Annotated in this window: 16 protein-coding genes, 8 tRNA genes and 1 rRNA gene; all 25 read right to left on the bottom strand. The window is 50.4% G+C overall.

All coding sequences use genetic code 11. The features are described from left to right. Positions 1–32: 32 nt before the first annotated feature. Positions 33–1,811 carry a tetratricopeptide repeat protein gene (locus ABIA61_RS21455; protein ID WP_283654140.1) on the bottom strand — a complete coding sequence of 593 codons (1,779 nt, stop codon included), beginning with the start codon at positions 1,809–1,811 and terminating at the stop codon, positions 33–35. 231 nt (positions 1,812–2,042) lie between these two features. Beyond that, the gene (gene hisJ, locus ABIA61_RS21450; RefSeq protein ID WP_283654139.1) at positions 2,043–2,867 is read right to left on the bottom strand and encodes a histidinol-phosphatase HisJ; all 825 of its coding nucleotides are present in this window, start codon (positions 2,865–2,867) and stop codon (positions 2,043–2,045) included. Positions 2,868–2,903: 36 nt separating this feature from the next. Continuing rightward, complete coding sequence (gene hisIE / locus ABIA61_RS21445; protein ID WP_283654138.1) at positions 2,904–3,644, bottom strand: bifunctional phosphoribosyl-AMP cyclohydrolase/phosphoribosyl-ATP diphosphatase HisIE; 741 nt, start codon at positions 3,642–3,644, stop codon at positions 2,904–2,906. Next, positions 3,641–4,399 carry an imidazole glycerol phosphate synthase subunit HisF gene (hisF, locus tag ABIA61_RS21440; RefSeq protein WP_025684761.1) on the bottom strand — a complete coding sequence of 253 codons (759 nt, stop codon included), beginning with the start codon at positions 4,397–4,399 and terminating at the stop codon, positions 3,641–3,643. The genes hisIE and hisF overlap by 4 nt, the downstream gene beginning before the upstream one ends. An 11-nt stretch (positions 4,400–4,410) precedes the next feature. After that, the gene (gene hisA, locus ABIA61_RS21435; RefSeq protein ID WP_283654137.1) at positions 4,411–5,142 is read right to left on the bottom strand and encodes a 1-(5-phosphoribosyl)-5-[(5-phosphoribosylamino)methylideneamino]imidazole-4-carboxamide isomerase; all 732 of its coding nucleotides are present in this window, start codon (positions 5,140–5,142) and stop codon (positions 4,411–4,413) included. A 43-nt stretch (positions 5,143–5,185) separates the two neighbouring features. Continuing rightward, a complete protein-coding gene (gene hisH, locus ABIA61_RS21430; RefSeq protein ID WP_283654136.1) occupies positions 5,186–5,815 on the bottom strand; it encodes an imidazole glycerol phosphate synthase subunit HisH in 630 nt (209 codons plus the stop codon). A gap of 3 nt (positions 5,816–5,818) precedes the next feature. After that, a complete protein-coding gene (gene hisB, locus ABIA61_RS21425; RefSeq protein WP_283654135.1) occupies positions 5,819–6,427 on the bottom strand; it encodes an imidazoleglycerol-phosphate dehydratase HisB in 609 nt (202 codons plus the stop codon). Continuing rightward, positions 6,417–7,724, bottom strand: coding sequence for a histidinol dehydrogenase (hisD, locus tag ABIA61_RS21420; protein WP_404581234.1), 1,308 nt, complete (start codon positions 7,722–7,724; stop codon positions 6,417–6,419). The genes hisB and hisD overlap by 11 nt, the downstream gene beginning before the upstream one ends. Positions 7,725–7,783: 59 nt before the next feature. Next, a complete protein-coding gene (gene hisG, locus ABIA61_RS21415) occupies positions 7,784–8,428 on the bottom strand; it encodes an ATP phosphoribosyltransferase (protein WP_283654133.1) in 645 nt (214 codons plus the stop codon). Beyond that, on the bottom strand, positions 8,425–9,630 hold the full coding sequence (locus tag ABIA61_RS21410; RefSeq protein ID WP_283654132.1) for an ATP phosphoribosyltransferase regulatory subunit: 1,206 nt from the start codon (positions 9,628–9,630) through the stop codon (positions 8,425–8,427). Before ABIA61_RS21410 ends, hisG begins: the two co-directional genes overlap by 4 nt. A gap of 409 nt (positions 9,631–10,039) precedes the next feature. Further along, entirely contained in the window at positions 10,040–10,534 is a 495-nt protein-coding gene (locus ABIA61_RS21405) for an acyltransferase (protein ID WP_283654131.1), read from the bottom strand. Continuing rightward, entirely contained in the window at positions 10,531–11,184 is a 654-nt protein-coding gene (gene ppaX / locus ABIA61_RS21400) for a pyrophosphatase PpaX (RefSeq protein WP_283654130.1), read from the bottom strand. The genes ABIA61_RS21405 and ppaX overlap by 4 nt, the downstream gene beginning before the upstream one ends. Continuing rightward, positions 11,181–12,239, bottom strand: a complete 1,059-nt coding sequence (lgt, locus tag ABIA61_RS21395) for a prolipoprotein diacylglyceryl transferase (protein WP_283654129.1) — start codon at positions 12,237–12,239, stop codon at positions 11,181–11,183. The genes ppaX and lgt overlap by 4 nt, the downstream gene beginning before the upstream one ends. Positions 12,240–12,282: 43 nt before the next feature. Further along, positions 12,283–13,221 (bottom strand): HPr(Ser) kinase/phosphatase, encoded by a 939-nt coding sequence (hprK, locus tag ABIA61_RS21390; protein ID WP_044645057.1) that lies wholly within the window; start codon positions 13,219–13,221, stop codon positions 12,283–12,285. A 294-nt stretch (positions 13,222–13,515) separates the two neighbouring features. Then, entirely contained in the window at positions 13,516–14,640 is a 1,125-nt protein-coding gene (locus tag ABIA61_RS21385) for an ABC transporter ATP-binding protein (protein ID WP_283654128.1), read from the bottom strand. A 103-nt stretch (positions 14,641–14,743) separates the two neighbouring features. After that, positions 14,744–15,892 carry a PucR family transcriptional regulator gene (locus ABIA61_RS21380; RefSeq protein WP_404520812.1) on the bottom strand — a complete coding sequence of 383 codons (1,149 nt, stop codon included), beginning with the start codon at positions 15,890–15,892 and terminating at the stop codon, positions 14,744–14,746. Between the two features lie 164 nt (positions 15,893–16,056). Continuing rightward, a tRNA-Lys gene (locus ABIA61_RS21375) sits at positions 16,057–16,129 on the bottom strand. A 7-nt stretch (positions 16,130–16,136) separates the two neighbouring features. Next, a tRNA-Tyr gene (locus ABIA61_RS21370) sits at positions 16,137–16,222 on the bottom strand. A 9-nt stretch (positions 16,223–16,231) separates the two neighbouring features. Further along, positions 16,232–16,304, bottom strand: a tRNA-Phe gene (locus ABIA61_RS21365). 77 nt (positions 16,305–16,381) lie between these two features. Next, a tRNA-Asp gene (locus ABIA61_RS21360) sits at positions 16,382–16,458 on the bottom strand. A gap of 16 nt (positions 16,459–16,474) precedes the next feature. Further along, positions 16,475–16,550: transfer RNA gene (locus ABIA61_RS21355), tRNA-Thr, on the bottom strand. Between the two features lie 4 nt (positions 16,551–16,554). Further along, positions 16,555–16,630, bottom strand: a tRNA-Val gene (locus ABIA61_RS21350). A gap of 10 nt (positions 16,631–16,640) precedes the next feature. Then, positions 16,641–16,717, bottom strand: a tRNA-Met gene (locus ABIA61_RS21345). Positions 16,718–16,748: 31 nt separating this feature from the next. Further along, positions 16,749–16,840, bottom strand: a tRNA-Ser gene (locus ABIA61_RS21340). A gap of 132 nt (positions 16,841–16,972) precedes the next feature. Next, positions 16,973–17,060: ribosomal RNA gene (locus ABIA61_RS21335) — 23S ribosomal RNA — on the bottom strand; the annotation flags it as partial.

Genomic DNA, 17,060 nt, shown 5'->3' with positions numbered 1-17,060 from the left:
TGCCTCCTTCTAAGTGGTGTTTGTATCAGATCTCAGACCTGCTTTTTAAACGTGGAGAGCGGCTGTTTCATCTTCTGCTTGATACCGCACACGCTGTCAATCTGGCGTGCATAGCGGCTTACGGTCGATACGGAAATACCATAACGGTCAGCTACTTCCTGATAGGTCACCGAATGATGATTCATTTTGGCTGTCAAGTATTCCAGCGCCGCTGCCCATCCCTCAGTATGCTGAACAATCGGGACTTCCGGGGCAAGCCGATCCAGATATTCTAGCCAAAGTGACCTCAAATCGCGCTGCATGACCGGATCAGACTTGCTCATAACGGCAAGTACCTTATCCAACACTGCCTGCCATTCCGGATGGACAGTTGAATGGGCAGACACCTCATCTTCGGATACGTGGTGAACCTTCTCTGACTCTGGTCGCAGAAGTCGCTCCGTTTCCTGATTTGTCTCCTGTATGTCCTTAACTGACGGCTCCGTCAGCTCTTGCAGTACTTGCAAGGCGCGCCGTTTCAACTCGCCTTCCTGATCCGGGTCTTCTACGAAGGACTCCAATGCCTGTCGCACCTCATCGTCACCGATCAGGCTTAGCGCCTGAATGACTTGAAGCTGGGTCGCTCGATCGCCGTGGCGCAACGCCCAGAAGAAGGAAGACCGAATTAGCGGATCTCGCTTCATACTGTCAGGCACCTGGTCAGCTCCGAACTTCTCCCACATGCGGAATTGCTCCTCAAAGGGGAGATGGTAATGGTAGCTGAGTACTTGCAGCGGTGTGCCCTCCTGCTGGAGCTCCTCCAGCCGGGACAGGAAAAACCGTGGAACTTCCGAGGAAGCATCCTGCTTTTGCAAATGACCCCACAACCGCCGGGCTTCCGCATATCTTCCCGTATTGCTGGCAGCCACCGCCGTATAATGGTACAGGGAGGCGTCATCATTATTCTCTCCGTCACCTTGGAGCAACCTGCGAAAATGTCTGTAGGCCTCCTCATGACGTCCGAGAATCCCCATCGTAGTAGCCAGCTTGAATACCTGCTCCTCTTGAAATGGTATGGTGACCGTCAACGTTTGAATCAGACGATCCAATTCCGGGCCGCCGCCCTCATGCTGATAAAAGATCGCCAAGTTGCACAGCGCATGCAAATTACCTGGTTCATCCTCCAGTACCCGAAGAATGGTTGTCTTCGCATTTTGAAACAGTCCCATGTAGTAATACGCCAGCGCCAGATTGTTCCGCGCAGCGAACATGTCCGGCTGTTCCTCTGAAATTTGCTTAAGCAATTGGGCCGCCTGAGCAAACTTCCCTTCCTCCAGCAGGACACGGGCCTGATCATGCTCGACCACTCCCTGCCGGGCCTTAATGCGGTTCAGCTTGGTTGGACGGTCCAGCTCATAATAGAGCAGCTCCATCATTTCCTCGGCTTCATCGAGAAACTGTCCTTCCTCGTCCTCCTCCAAATACGTGACCAAGGCTTTCTCCGCTTCTTCAAACTGCTCCATATTGGCGTAATTATTCGCCATATAGAAGTAACACTCTGTCATCGACGGGTCTACGTCGCTCAGAACAGAGGACAGGATCTCATTCGAACCTGCATAATCCCCCATCTCTGATAATATACCCGCCATATTGCAATGATTCACCGGATTATCCGGTTCATATTCAACGGCTTTGCGAAAATATTTCAATGCCTTGTCATAATGATTGCGATCAAGCGAGCGCACAGCTTTCTCAAAAAAGAAAGATGCGTCGAAACGCAAAACAATAATCTTAGGGCTAGGTCCCGAAGCTCGCAGATGTTTCCCTTTCATAAATAACAAAGGCACCTCCTTTAACTGTAACTGGCATGTTCATACCCTTCAGTATACCACAACTTTAAAACGACTTGACAGTAGGGTATACCTCATCCCAAAAAACGGAACCCTGTCCTGACCCATCCGCTGGAAAATGAGTGAATAAGCCAAATAGCCGCACGCGCCTTCATGTGTAAAAAGGCAACGTTCGGCTGATTATCGGGCTATATATTAGGCAGAACATAGACCTCAAAGCGTCAACGGCACGGACGAGCGCTCACGCTGCCGGAATACGGCAAGCTCCCGATATCCGACCTCATGCAGAAGCGCGCGCGCCTTCTCCAAATGCTCGGACAGCTTCGCCGGATCATGAGCATCTGACCCTACCGTCAGCGGGATGCCTAGCGCCAATGCCTCCTCCAGCATGCGGCGGCTCGGGAACATCTCTGCACAGGGCTTGGATAGCCCCGATGCATTCAGCTCCATCGCCCGCCCGCTGCGGGCAACGGCCGAGAGTGTAGAGCGCTCCAGCTCACGCAGCTCCTCCGCTTCCTCCGACTTCGGATAGTGGCCGAAACGCTTAATGACATCCAGATGACCCATGATGTCATACAACCCGGTCGCTGCCGCTTTGGAAACCGCATCGTAATAAGTCCGGTACACCTCCAGCACATTTTTGCCTTCCCAATGGTGCACCTGACGGAAATCTGTTACATCCCACTCCCCGAGAAAATGTACGGAGCCAATCACATAATCCCACGGATATGCGGTGATGATGTCTTCGATTTCCTGTTCCCAGCCCTCGATGTAGTCGCCTTCCAAGCCGACACGAATGTCAATCTGTCCCTTATAGCGTTGTTTTAATTCCAGACATTCTTCCACATAACGTGGCAGCTCTTCCATAGGCATCGCCATCTCCGGATAATAGTCGGCCGGGTTAACATGCAATAGCGGCATGTGATCGGACAAGCCGAGCTGATCCAGCCCCAACCGAATACCCTGCTGCACATACTCTTCCAGATTTCCTATCGCATGACCACAGCGGGCATGATGCGTATGATAGTCAATTTTCATGCGGCTCTCCCCTCTTTCAGCGCTACATCACCCATTTTAATCACGACGGGGACGCTCATGACGGCGGTTCAGCTCAGTCAGCACATCATCCAGCGGTAGTTTGCGCTCCTGTAACAGTACCAGCAAGTGATAAATCAGATCGCTGACCTCCAGACGAAGCTCCTCATTATCCTTATTCTTGGCGGCAATGATCGTCTCGGATGCTTCTTCGCCAACCTTTTTCAGAATCTTATCCACGCCTTTGTCAAAAAGGTAGGTCGTATAGGCCCCTTCAGGACGTGTCACTTCCCGCTCCTTAATGATTGCTTCCAGCTGGGCAAGCACCTCAAAGCGGTCTGTTGCAGCATGAGTCGTGCCCGTTTGAGTCGCCACCGACGCTTGGCCCCCGGCATTTTCCGAAGCAGGAGCTACAGCCGTTCCTGACGCAGAAATATCACGGAAAAAGCAACTCGTCGCTCCGGTATGGCAGGCAGGGCCATTGGGAATTACACGAACAAGCAGAGCGTCACCGTCACAATCCAGCTGAATGGAGGTGATTTTTTGCGTATTCCCCGAGGTTGCCCCCTTGTGCCACAGTTCCTGTCTGGAACGGGACCAAAACCACGTCTCTCCCGATTCCAGAGAAAGCTTCAGCGATTCTCGATTCATATAGGCCAGCGTCAATACTTGAAGCGTGGCATCATCCTGCACAATCGCCGAGACAAGTCCCGCTTCATTCCAGCGGATATTATCCAATACCTGTTCCAGAGATAGCTGCTGGTTCAATTCGTTGCTCATCGTATCTCCACTCCTCTGCGCTTCAAATCCCGTTTTAGCTCGGGAATTCCTATTTCTTTATAGTGAAAAATGGTTGCCGCTAAGCCAGCGTCCGCTTTACCCGCCGTAAACACGTCATAAAAATGCTCCTGCTTGCCCGCTCCACCGGAAGCAATGACCGGAATACCCACGGTATCCGACACCGCAGAGGTCAGCGGCAGATCAAAACCATCCTTGGTTCCGTCCGCATTCATGCTGGTCAACAGAATTTCGCCTGCCCCCAGCCGTTCAGCCTCCTTGGCCCAAGCCAAGGCCCGAATGCCGGATGGCGTGCGGCCTCCGTGTGTATACACTTCCCATTCGCCCCAAGCCTCATTGTACTTGGCATCAATCGCGACTACGATGCATTGTGAGCCAAAGCTGCGCGCACCCTCCGCAATCAGCTGAGGGTTGCGAACAGCCGCCGTATTAATGCCGATTTTATCGGCCCCTGCACGCAGGATGCGCTTCATATCATCGACATGCGATATCCCGCCGCCCACGGTGAAGGGAATGGCAATTTCCCCCGCTGTCTGACGAACCACCTCTTCCATAGTGGCGCGACCTTCAACCGAAGCGGAAATATCCAGAAATACGATTTCGTCTGCGCCTTCCCGGTCATAAAGCGCCGCCAGCTCTACCGGATCGCCTGCATCGCGTAAGTTCACAAAATTGACGCCCTTAACCACCCTGCCATCCTTTACGTCCAAGCAGGGAATAATCCGTTTAGCCAGCATGCCTACTCCCCCTATGCCTTTGCTACAGCTTGTACGGCGACCTGTAAATTAATGCTGCCTGTATACAATGCCTTACCCACAATAGCGCCGCCTACACCTTTTTGCGCATAAGCACTTAGCGTAATCAGATCGTCCATCTTGCTGACACCGCCAGAAGCAATCACGGTGCGTCCACTGCTTTTCGCAAGCGCCACGATCGCCTCTACATTCGGACCCTGCATCATTCCATCGCGGGAAATGTCCGTAAAAATGAACGTTTCTGCACCCTTGGAGGCCAGCTCAGCCGCCAGTTCATCCGCTCGCACCTCCGAGGTTTCGAGCCACCCTCGTGTCGCTACATAGCCATTTCGCGCATCCAGACCAATCGCGATCCGGTCACCATAGGTACCCAACACCGCTTCCGTAAAAGCACGGTCCTCAATCGCCGCCGTGCCCAAAATCACGCGGCTCACGCCCAGTGACAATAGCCGCTCCACATGCTCGCGCGTACGCAAGCCACCACCCACCTGTACAGGTACCTGCACCGCAGACGCGATGCGTCCGATCAGCTCATCGTTCACAGGTTGACCCGCTTTAGCACCGTCCAGATCGACCAGATGAATGTAGGAACCGCCCAAGCGCTCCCATTCCCGGGCCACCTCCACCGGATTTTCATTGTATATCGTCTCCTGGTTATAATCACCCTGCACCAGCCGTACACATTTGCCATCGCGAATATCAATCGCCGGATATATCGTGAACAAAGTATGACCCCCTTGTGAGCTATTCAAAAATACCTATGTGTAATTACGCTCGCTTCTCCGCCTCCGCCAGTTCCAAAAACTGACGAAGCAGTCGCATACCCATTTCCCCACTCTTCTCTGGATGGAACTGCATACCGTATACATGGCCTCTGCCTACGATAGCTGTTACCGGCCCACCGTAATCGGTCACCGCCAACAAATCGCTTTCTACCTCCGGCTTGGCATGATAAGAATGCACAAAATACACATGCCCTTCCTCCAAGCCTTGCAACAATGGATGCTCCGGCTGCGTCATGCGCAGACGGTTCCAGCCCATATGCGGCACCTTCACACCCAGATCAGGAGCAAAGCGCACGACCTCTCCCGGCAAAATATTCAGCCCCTCATGGCTGCCATATTCTTCGCCACGAGTGAACAACAGCTGCATCCCCAGGCAAACGCCGAGCAGCGGCTGTCCAGCGCTCGCGACCTCCTGAATGACCCGATCCAGGCCACTGGAACGCAAATGCTCCATAGCGTCTCCGAACGCCCCTACACCCGGCAAAATCACACCGCTGGCGGAACGTATCACTTTCGCATCTCCTGTCACTACAGCCTCATAGCCAAGACGCTCAACCGCCTTGCTCACACTATGCAGATTGCCTCTGCCGTAATCCACAATAGCAATGGACATGGACTACAGCACTCCCTTCGTCGAAGGCACTCCCGTCACCCGCGGGTCAATGGATGTCGCTTCATCCAGTGCACGTCCCAGTGCCTTGAACACCGCCTCGATCATATGGTGGGTATTTTGCCCGTAGTGAACAATGACGTGCAGCGTCATACGAGCCTCCAGCGCGAATTTCCACAGAAATTCATGCACCAGCTCCGTCGAAAAGCTCCCTACCTGCTGTGACGGATACTCCGCACGATACTCAAAATGCGGTCGGTTACTAAGATCAATGACGACCTGCGCGAGCGCCTCATCCATCGGTACAAAGACGCTGGCATAGCGCTTGATTCCCTTTTTATCACCTAACGATTCTAGTAAGGTTTGCCCCAGACAGATACCAATGTCCTCCACGGTATGGTGATCGTCGATGTCAACATCCCCTCTGGCCTGTACGTTCAGGTCAAATTGTCCATGCTTGGTGAACAAATCCAGCATATGATTCAGAAAGGGGACATCTGTCTCGATTTCGGCCTGCCCTGTGCCATCTACTGCAAAAGATAGCTGAATATCCGTCTCGTTCGTCTTCCGGCTGACGCTGCCTGTACGTCCTGCTCCGTTATTTTCATTCCCCATCGCCATCCACCGCCTTTTTCTCATTGTCCAATCGAACCTGTATCGCCCTTGCGTGACCTTCCAGCCCTTCATGCCGGGCAAGCTGCATAATCGTCTCTCCATTGCGCAGCAGCGCTTCCTTGCTGTAATAGATCATACTCGACTTCTTGATAAAATCATCAATATCGACCGGAGAAGAGAACCGCGCGGTTCCATTAGTCGGAATAATATGGTTAGGCCCGGCAAAATAATCGCCTACCGGCTCCGAGCTGTACGCTCCCAGAAAAATCGCTCCCGCATTTTCGATCAGACCCACATGCTCCATCGGATTCTCTGTCATGATTTCCAAATGCTCCGGGGCAAGTTTGTTCACAATCTGGATCCCCTCATGCAACGTATCAACGACAATAATCGCTCCATAGGCATCAACGGATGCAGCAGCAATATCTCTGCGCGGCAGCTCTGCCAATTGGCGCTGTACCTCGGCTGATACTTCTTCTGCCAAGCGCTGCGAGGGCGTAACCAGAATGGCCGAGGCCATTTCGTCATGCTCTGCCTGCGAGAGCAGGTCAGCGGCTACATAAGAGGCATTCGCCGTATCGTCAGCCAGCACGACAATTTCACTCGGTCCTGCAATACTGTCGATATCCACCGCCCCGTATACCTCGCGCTTCGCCAGCGCTACATAAATGTTGCCTGGGCCGCAAATTTTATCGACGGGTTCGATGCTATGAGTCCCGTAAGCGAGAGACGCAATCGCCTGCGCTCCGCCAACTCGGTACATTTCTGTCACACCCGCCTCTGCCGCAGCAACCAGTGTATATGGATCAATTCCCGCCTTGCCGCCTGTTGCCGGGGGTGTCACCATGACGATCTCCGGTACACCAGCCACCTGAGCCGGGATCACATTCATCAGTACCGAGGACGGATAAGCTGCTTTACCACCCGGAACATACACGCCTACACGCTTCAACGGTCGGATGATCTGGCCAAGCAGGCTGCCGTCCGGCTGCCAATCCATCCACGAATTACGTTTTTGCTTCGTATGAAAAGCACGGATATTGTCCGCCGCCTCCCGAATCGCCTGCAAAAAAGAAGGCTCCACCTTGTCATATGCCGCCTTCAATTCTTCCTCCGTCACACGGAGCTGCTCCGCCGTCAGCGATACACCGTCGAACGATTCCGTATACCGCAGGACAGCAGCATCTCCCTCCTGCCGTACCGAACGGATAATCGCACGAACGGCTTCATTTTGCTCAGGTGTGCCGTAATCGACCTCGCGCTGGAGATTGAAATCACGGGCTAAAACGATCTTCATTTGTCCATTCCCCCTTACTTGCAGCTTGCAGAATATTTCTCCTAACCCTAGCCTACTCCTCAGTCCCGCGGTGCCACCGCAGCTGGAATCACCTGATGCAATCGGTCACACAACGCCTGAATCGGGCCGTTTTTCATCCGATAGCTGACCCGGTTGGCAATCAGCCGACTCGTAATATCCAAAATACTGATCTGCTCGACCAGACCGTTCTCTCTCAAGGTCTGCCCTGTTTCCACCATATCGACAATCCGGTCTGCCAAGCCGATTAACGGTGCCAGCTCGATAGAACCGTTCAGCTTGATAACCTCCACCTGCTGGCCTTGCTCCCGAAAATACTGGGAAGCCACATTCGGATACTTCGTAGCCACCCGCTGACGAATACCCGGCTGCCAATCCGGCAAAGCAATGACCGACATTCGGCAACGGGCAATCCCCAGATCAAGCAGCTCATACACATCCTTGTTCTCTTCCAGCAAAACATCCTTGCCTACAATGCCGATATCCGCAGCTCCGTACTCCACATACGTGGGAACGTCGACCGGCTTCGCCATAATAAACTCCATTCCCAGTTCAGGTAGCGGAATGACCAGCTTGCGCGTTTCATCCACATCCACAGGAATAGGAACCCCTGCTCGACGAAACAGCTCAGAAGCCTGCTTATAAATCCGTCCCTTCGGCATGGCTACCTTCAACGTCTCCGTCATGGTAATTCCCTCCCTTGTACCGGTTGTCTTTCTTCGACTGTGTAGCTGTAAACCTCTGCGTACAAGTCCTGTTGCTCGCGGCGGCGATCCTCAGGCCCACCACTCAGCCCTGTCACCACTGTCCGTCCTGCTCCTCGAAGCTGTGCCGCAGCGGATAATGCCTCTCTGCGTCCCTGCTCGTCATAACGAATGAGCACCGGGTGTTTCGCCTCGATCTGGATACCGTCCACACCATCAACGATTCGGTTCGTCTTCAACGCGAATCCTGTGGCAGGAACGGAACGACCAAACTGCTGTAGCAGATTGTCATAGCGCCCTCCATTACATACGGGGAATCCGATTTCCGCCGCATACCCCTCAAAAGTCATTCCTGTATAATATGAAAAGTCTCCGATCATAGTAAGGTCAATTAGCACATGCTCAGACACGCCGTAACTCTCCAGCACTTCCCAAACCTCGCACAGATGCGCAATGGATTGAATCGTCTGCTGCTCGACGCTAAGACGGGTAGCCTGCTCACAAATTTCTTTGCCCCCGCGAAGCCGGAGAATAGCCTCCAGCTTATCCCGATGTTCGGTAGGCAAACCCAAAGCCTCAATCGCTGTCCGGTAGCCCACCACATCACGGTTCAATAACAGCTCCTTTAACGCTTGCTGTTCAACCTGGCGACCCGGAATGATTTCCTCGAACAGACCGTTCAGGAATCCCACATGCCCCATAGCAATTTTAAAAGAGGACACCCCTGCCGCCTGCAGCGATGCAATCGCCAGTGCCACGACCTCCGCATCAGCCTCGGGCGAGTCATCGCCCACCAGCTCCACGCCCGTCTGGAAAAACTCCGCTTCTCTTCCCGCCTCTTCCTCAATCGCCCGAAATACATTTGCGTGATAGGAAAGCCGGAGTGGTACTTCCTCTTCCTTCAACAGCGACGATACCACACGCGCAATCGGCGCGGTCATATCAGATCGCAGCACCAGCGTAGTTCCCCGGTTATTGAGCAGCTTGAACAACTTCCGATCCGAAGTAGAACTAGCCACACCCACCGTATCGTAGTATTCCATCGTAGGCGTCATAATCTGACGGTAGCCCCAACGTTCCATACATTCGAGTACATTCAATTCAATCGCCCGCAGCTTCGACACCGCACGCGGAAGGTAATCCCGAACCCCTACGGGGATTTCAAATCCTTTTGGCTTGGTCATCTCTATCACCTCATGATTTCGCAATATCTTTATCATGGTAAAGTGCTAATAAACTAAAGTATATTCGATATATTATCATGCTCTGACTGCGAACGTCAACCGAATGGAGCAGCCCATTTTTAGAGCAACGTTGCAGAACTGTCTCCCTCTCTTTATTTTATCCATTGCAGAATTCATGAACCCTATAAGAAAAACATCTAACGATGTACTTTCACGGAAGCAAGACCGCGCTTAGCGAAAGTTTTTCTTGCGATTATAGATTTGTTCAGTTTCGCTGAAAATTTATAAATTCTATAATCTAAAAAAAGACTGCCAGCCTCTCAGCCAACAGACACATTTATAATTTATACAAAAAACAACACAAAAAAGCCCCCTAATCCTTAAGGGAACCTTATTGTTATGCTATTTACTATACATCCGCACCCGACCGTCTTAACTCACGCAACGGATTACCGCCCACGAATGCTCCGGCCGGCACGTCTTTATGCACAACGGCCCCGGCGGCTACTATAGCTCCATCACCTATAGTAACACCGGGCAGAATGGTCGTATTGGCGCCGATTAACACATTATTTCCGATCATTACTTTACCAATACGATACTCCTGTATGAGATATTCATGCGCCAGAATGGTTGTGTTATATCCAATCACCGAATTGTCCCCTATCGTAATATGCTCCGGAAAAAAAACATCCACCATTACCATCAGGCCGAAGGCCGCATGCTGCCCTACCTTCATCCCAAGCACTCTGCGGTAAATGACATTTTTCCAGGATAGCACGGGACAATACCGGGCGATCTGTATAAAAACAAAGTTTTTAATCCCTTTCCAGCGGCTTACCGTCCGGTAAATCTGCCACAGCGCATTGGGACCTTCCACGGGATGGCGGTCAACCTTCCTCACGACACATCGACACCTTGAAACTCCAGCTTCAGTAAATCCCGCATATCATGCAAAATGTAATCCGGTCCATAGCCCCGTAGAGTTCCCTCACCCTTGAGCGACCAGGCTACACCCGCCGATTTCACGCCTGCGGCTTGAGCTGATAGAATATCAAAGGAACTGTCTCCAACCATCAACGTATGCTCTGCTTTGGCGTTCAACCCAGCCAGCGCCTTAAGCACAGGTTCTGCGTGTGGTTTCGGATGCTCTACGTCGTCTACCGTCACAATATAGTCCATAGAGGAGGTCAGATCGAACAGATCAAGCACACGAATCGTAGAGGATCGTATTTTAGTCGTCACAACCCCCAGCTTAATTCCTCGCGCACGCAACTCCTGAATAACCTCGATGACATACGGAAAAGGCTTCACCATTTGGTCGTGATGGAGCAAGTTATAAGCACGATAGCCTTTAACCAGCTCAGACACATCCTTTAATCCCGAAAAGGTACGAAGCTGGTCATCCAGCGTTCCGCCCATATGAGGGATAATATGCTCCCGCGTCAGCGGGTCAGCGTCCGGGTGATTCAAAATGTGCAGAAATGTGCTGATAATCAGCTCATTCGTATCCATAATCGTTCCGTCCAAGTCGAATAAAATCGTATTTATCATAGATGCTCCTTCTTGTCCTCGTCCGTGTCTTCCTTGTGTAGCTTATCCGGCGCAGCCGTTGTCGGAGGAATCGTATCTTGACCCGGGCGGAAAGCCTGTTCCGGCGTCACGTCAGGTACCTGATCAACTCCTACCTTGCTGGAGACAATCGGATCGCTATATTTCGGAACAGATGCCCCCTTACGACGACGAACCACGATGAAAATTACAGCGGCTACAACAATGAAAATAGGGAGCAGTTGCGAGATCCGTACATTACCGTAACTCGGGTCCAGATGCCCTGGTTCAAACCCCAGCCATACCATAGGAGACCACAAAGCATTCACAAAGGAAGCCAGCCAGTCTGGTCCCTGAAAAGCCAAACTATCCGTCCGTACACGCTCGATGAAAAAACGGCCAATCGAGTACCAAATGAAGTAAAACGCAAACATTTCGCCTGCACGTACAAATTTCATACGTCGAATAACGAGCAGCAGAATCACACCTACAATACTCCACAGGGATTCATACAGAAATGTAGGATGGTGAAACACTCCGTTAACGTTCATTTGATTTACAATGAAATCCGGCAGATGCAGTTGATTCCGCAAAAAGCTTACTTCCGTCGGTCCACCGTAGGCTTCCTGATTGACAAAGTTACCCCAGCGGCCAATCGCTTGACCAATCAGCAGACCTGGCGCACAAATATCGGCAATCCGCCAGAAATTATAACCCTTATAGCGGAAATAGATGACTGCGCATATAATCGCACCGATCAATGCGCCGTATATCGCAATACCACCATTCCAGATTTTAAAAACATCCCATAGATTATCTCGATAGTCTTCCCATTTGAAGGCTACATAGTAAATACGCGCTCCAATAATAGCCGAAGGAACACCCAGCAGCAGCATATCCATAAAAAATTCCTGCGGAATGCCAAATCTTTTGCCTTCACGAATGGCGAGATATAAACCCACAAGCGCCGCCAGCCCCAAAATAAGCCCGTACCAATGGACCTTAATTGCCCCGATTGAAAAAGCAATCGGATTCAGCAGTAATGTTGCCGTTGACATATGTTTCTCTCACTCCTTGTTCTTCCTTCCAAACGACTGAACCTTAATCCATATCTTCCATATCTTCAGAAATTGTAGCAGTCAGCTTATTCGTAAATTGCAGAGCTGCGTTCACGCCCATTTGCTTCAAACGATAGTTCATTGCTGCCACTTCAATAATAACGGCCAAATTTCGGCCCGGACGAACTGGAATCGTAACGAGCGGAACATCCGTGTCAATAATACGTGTCGTTTCTTCATCCAAACCAAGACGGTCATACTGCTTGTCCTGCTGCCATGCCTCCAGACGGACGACCAGCGTAATCCGCTTGTTGTTACGAACTGCACCTGCACCAAACAGCGTCATCACATTAATGATGCCCACGCCGCGAATTTCCAGCAGGTGACGAATCAGTTCCGGCGCCGTACCATGCAACTGAAAATCGGACGTTTGCCGAATTTCCACTGCATCATCTGCTACCAGACGATGACCGCGTTTAACCAGTTCCAGTGCTGTTTCACTTTTACCAATGCCGCTACTGCCCGTAATGAGCATACCTACACCGTACACATCACACAATACACCATGGATGGTGGCCGTAGGAGCCAGCTTTCTTTCAAGAAAACCCGTAATGCGGCTTGATAAAATCGTCGTGGCCATATTAGTTCGCAATACTGGGACATCCCGCTCAGCGCTTGCCTCCACCAGTTCTGCCGGTACTTCCAGACCGCGTGTGATGATAATACACGGAGTCAGCTCCGTACATAGACGCTGCATCCGATCCTTTCTTTCCTCAGGAGGAAGCATACCGAGAAAAGCCAGCTCAGACCTTCCCAAAAGCTGCACCCGCTCCTGTGTGTGGTATTCAAAATACCCAGCCATCTCCAACCCCGGACGATTCAATTCATCCACCGTGATCAGCCTGCGCAGACCTTTCTCGCCAGAAATAACCTCCATTTGAAATTGCTGTACAAGCTCAGATACCTTTACCTTTTTAGCCATCGTATTCTCCCCTTCATCCTGCATGACCGGATTCTATACGTAATCTTATTTATGTAGCGTCACCCTATCAACCATATAGCTCACTGCCAGCCCATCCTGTGCCAGCCCAAGCTCACCTTTTCAACATGATTTCGGGCTACCTGTGTTCATGCTGAACCTAGACCCATACCAATGTACCCATCGTATCGGAATTTTCCAATGAATGCAATGCCGAAGCTGGAAGCTGTATGGGATATACAAAAAGAGCCGCCTTTCCCCGGCTGGGAAACTGCGACTCTCTTTCATCGGTTGATCTTATTCGCCAACCAGAATGCTCAATTCCGATTCCTTATCAAAAATATGAACCTTGTTCATATCAACAGCCAACTTCGCTTTAACACCATCACGAGTATTGGAACGTCCGTCTACACGGGCAATAATCGTTTCATTTCCGGCGCCACTCAGGTACAACAGCATTTCATGACCGAGATTTTCCGTTACATCCACAGTGGATGTAAAGATTGTATTCGGAGAAGCCTCCAGGAATACAGGCTCTTCATGAATATCCTCAGGACGGATACCCAGGATCACTTCTTTGCCGATATAACCCTTGGCTTTCAAAATCTGTCCCTTACCTTCAGGAACGAACAGATCCAGACCCGGTGCAGTGAAATACAGCGCGCCGTCCTTCTCAGCCAGCTTACCTGTGATAAAGTTCATCGTAGGAGAACCGATAAAACCAGCTACGAACAGATTCACTGGACGGTTGTACAGTTCATCCGGGGATGCAGCTTGTTGAATGATACCATCCTTCATAACGACAATCCGATCACCCATCGTCATGGCTTCAATCTGGTCATGTGTTACATAGATACAAGTGGTTTCAAGGCGTTTAACCAGTTTAGTGATTTCAGCACGCATTTGACCACGAAGTTTAGCATCCAAGTTGGAGAGCGGCTCATCCATCAGGAAGACTTGAGGATCGCGGACGATCGCACGGCCCAGAGCGACACGTTGGCGTTGACCACCGGACAGCGCCTTAGGTTTACGTTCCAGCAAGTGCTCGATATCGAGGATTTTGGCAGCTTCGCGTACTTTTTTGTCGATTTCTTCTTTCTTCACTTTGCGCAGTTTCAGACCGAACGCCATGTTCTGGTACACGCTCATGTGCGGATACAGGGCGTAGGATTGGAATACCATCGCGATATCGCGGTCTTTTGGAGCCACGTCATTCACAACGCGATCCCCAATGTACAATTTACCATCTGAAATTTCCTCCAGACCAGCAATCATACGAAGTGTAGTAGACTTCCCACAACCGGAGGGACCAACCAATACGAGGAATTCTTTATCTCGAATGTCCAAATTGACATCAACAACCGTAGCTTTATCTGCACCCGGATATTGCTTGAAAATATGCTCTAAGCGTACACCAGCCATAGCTTTTGCCTCCCCAAGATCAAGTTTTGAAATCGAATACATTTCTTACTTGTATCTTACCCTAGTACCCACTTCGTGGCTATTCGCAAACTGCACAAAAATGCTATTTCCTTTTTGTCACTTTGTACAATAGTAGAAAAAGCTTGACCAAAACCGCATCATTAAACGTCCGCACGTCCAGTCCCGTCTCCTGTTTAATCTTGTCCAAACGATAAATTAACGTATTCCGGTGTACATAAAGGCGCTTAGCCGTCTCACTCACATTACAATCCAGTTGAAAAAAGATATCCAATGTAGCCATCGTTTCAGCATCCTCTAATATGACGGACGACCGCACAACCTGCTCCAAAAATTGCTCGCGTTGCTCCTTCGAAATACGGTTTAATAACCTCTCCAAATGCAACTCCCATGAAAAGTGGATATGCTCTGTTACATGAAAAATTTTGCCAAGATGGATCGTCTCCCATAACAAATTCAGCTCTTTGGGAAGACTTTGCAATAGTATAGACGGCTTGGATACCGCCAAATGAAATACACCTACCCACTCATTTGCAATGAGCTCGTATAAACCCAGGCTGAAAGCCGTAAGAACCTCCTCCAGCGATTCCGTAAAATCCGCATCCCTGGTTTCGACATCTTTATCCCGGTCGTCTTCCGTTCCCAACAGTAGTTCCTTTTTAGCCATAATCAGCCAAGACTGTTCATTCAGTGGAGTAAGCAGCACATTCCCTCCAAAATAACTGGCTAACAATCTATATAGCTGAGTGTAAGCAATAGCGCCCTCCTGTGTTCCTTCACCAGTCAGTACAATGGGAACCATAAAAGACAACAACGAATCACGAAGCCCCAACTCATCAGGAAGCTCTTCTTCATTCTGTAGGTTGCCAGCCTGCTGTATGAGCCATTGTCCAAAACGCTTCATTCGCTCTTCCTCAGCATAAACCGGATTATCGGGCTGTTGCGTCCCCGTCTCATCCTGCCTGAATTGCTCCATGTTCCAGAGTAACGCCTCAATCAGCTTCCGTTCCCGATCCGTCAAATGCTTTGCCTCTACCGCAAAGGCAGCCAATTCTCCTGCTACCGCACGAAACGGAAAATATATTATGCTATCACGTACAAATGACTTATCCGGTACAGCCGATTCTGCTGACTGACCTTCTGCAATCATTTCCGGACACCAAGGCAGTATAGTAAAAGGTGCTTGAATAATATTCTGAAGCTGTTGCTGTATCCATTCCGTATCCAAAGCCACGCGATCACCACTTCACTTTTTTTAGAATAACCTCTAAGCGAACATAATGAACCTATTATAACCTGTCGATACCTTAAAATAAAAAAGTTAGTAAGAAACATAACCTAAATCCATGCAAAAATGCATACAAAAAAAGTCATCAACTATAAGTTGATGACTTTCGATGAGCCATGAAGGACTCGAACCTTCGACACCCTGATTAAAAGTCAGGTGCTCTACCAACTGAGCTAATGGCTCATAAAACTGGTGGAGGATGATGGATTCGAACCACCGAACCCGTAAGGGAGCAGATTTACAGTCTGATGCGTTTGGCCACTTCGCTAATCCTCCATATAAAGGTGGCTCGGGACGGAATCGAACCGCCGACACGAGGATTTTCAGTCCTCTGCTCTACCGACTGAGCTACCGAGCCATATCCATTAACAAAAAAATAAAGTGTGGAGGGATCCCCCTTCCCACTTTAGTACGTAAAACTATCATATTGAAAAATGGCGGAACTGACGGGATTCGAACCCGCGATCTCCTGCGTGACAGGCAGGCATGTTAGGCCTCTACACCACAGTTCCCTGGATTTTTCAAAAATGGTGCCGGCGAGAGGACTTGAACCCCCAACCTACTGATTACAAGTCAGTTGCTCTACCAGTTGAGCTACACCGGCACAATGGTGGAGGCTGAGGGGATCGAACCCCCGACCCTCTGCTTGTAAGGCAGATGCTCTCCCAGCTGAGCTAAGCCTCCTGGGTATGTATGGTAGCGGCGGAGGGGATCGAACCCCCGACCTCACGGGTATGAACCGTACGCTCTAGCCAGCTGAGCTACACCGCCATAACATAATATTTTGCTAGCTTGTCCTAAATGGCGGAGAGAGAGGGATTCGAACCCTCGCACCACTTTCGCAGTCTAACCCCTTAGCAGAGGGTCCCCTTATAGCCACTTGGGTATCTCTCCATGTAAATGGACTCACTTAGCAAAAATTCCGTGCGTTATTCTATATATCACCATAGTGAATTAGAATACCAAGCGTAATTTCAAGGTTACACCCTGAAAACTGGATCCGAAACTCCATTGCGTTTTATACTTTAGGATAAGCCCTCGACCGATTAGTATTGGTCAGCTCCATGCATTACTGCACTTCCACCCCCAACCTATCTACCTCGTCGTCTTCAAG

It is taken from the genome of Paenibacillus sp. RC21, from assembly GCF_044907935.1.
GTDB classification, from domain to species: Bacteria; Bacillota; Bacilli; order Paenibacillales; family Paenibacillaceae; genus Paenibacillus; species Paenibacillus terrae_A.
The sequence above is the reverse complement of the archived record's forward strand: the minus strand, read 5'-3'. Positions and strand labels throughout refer to the sequence as shown.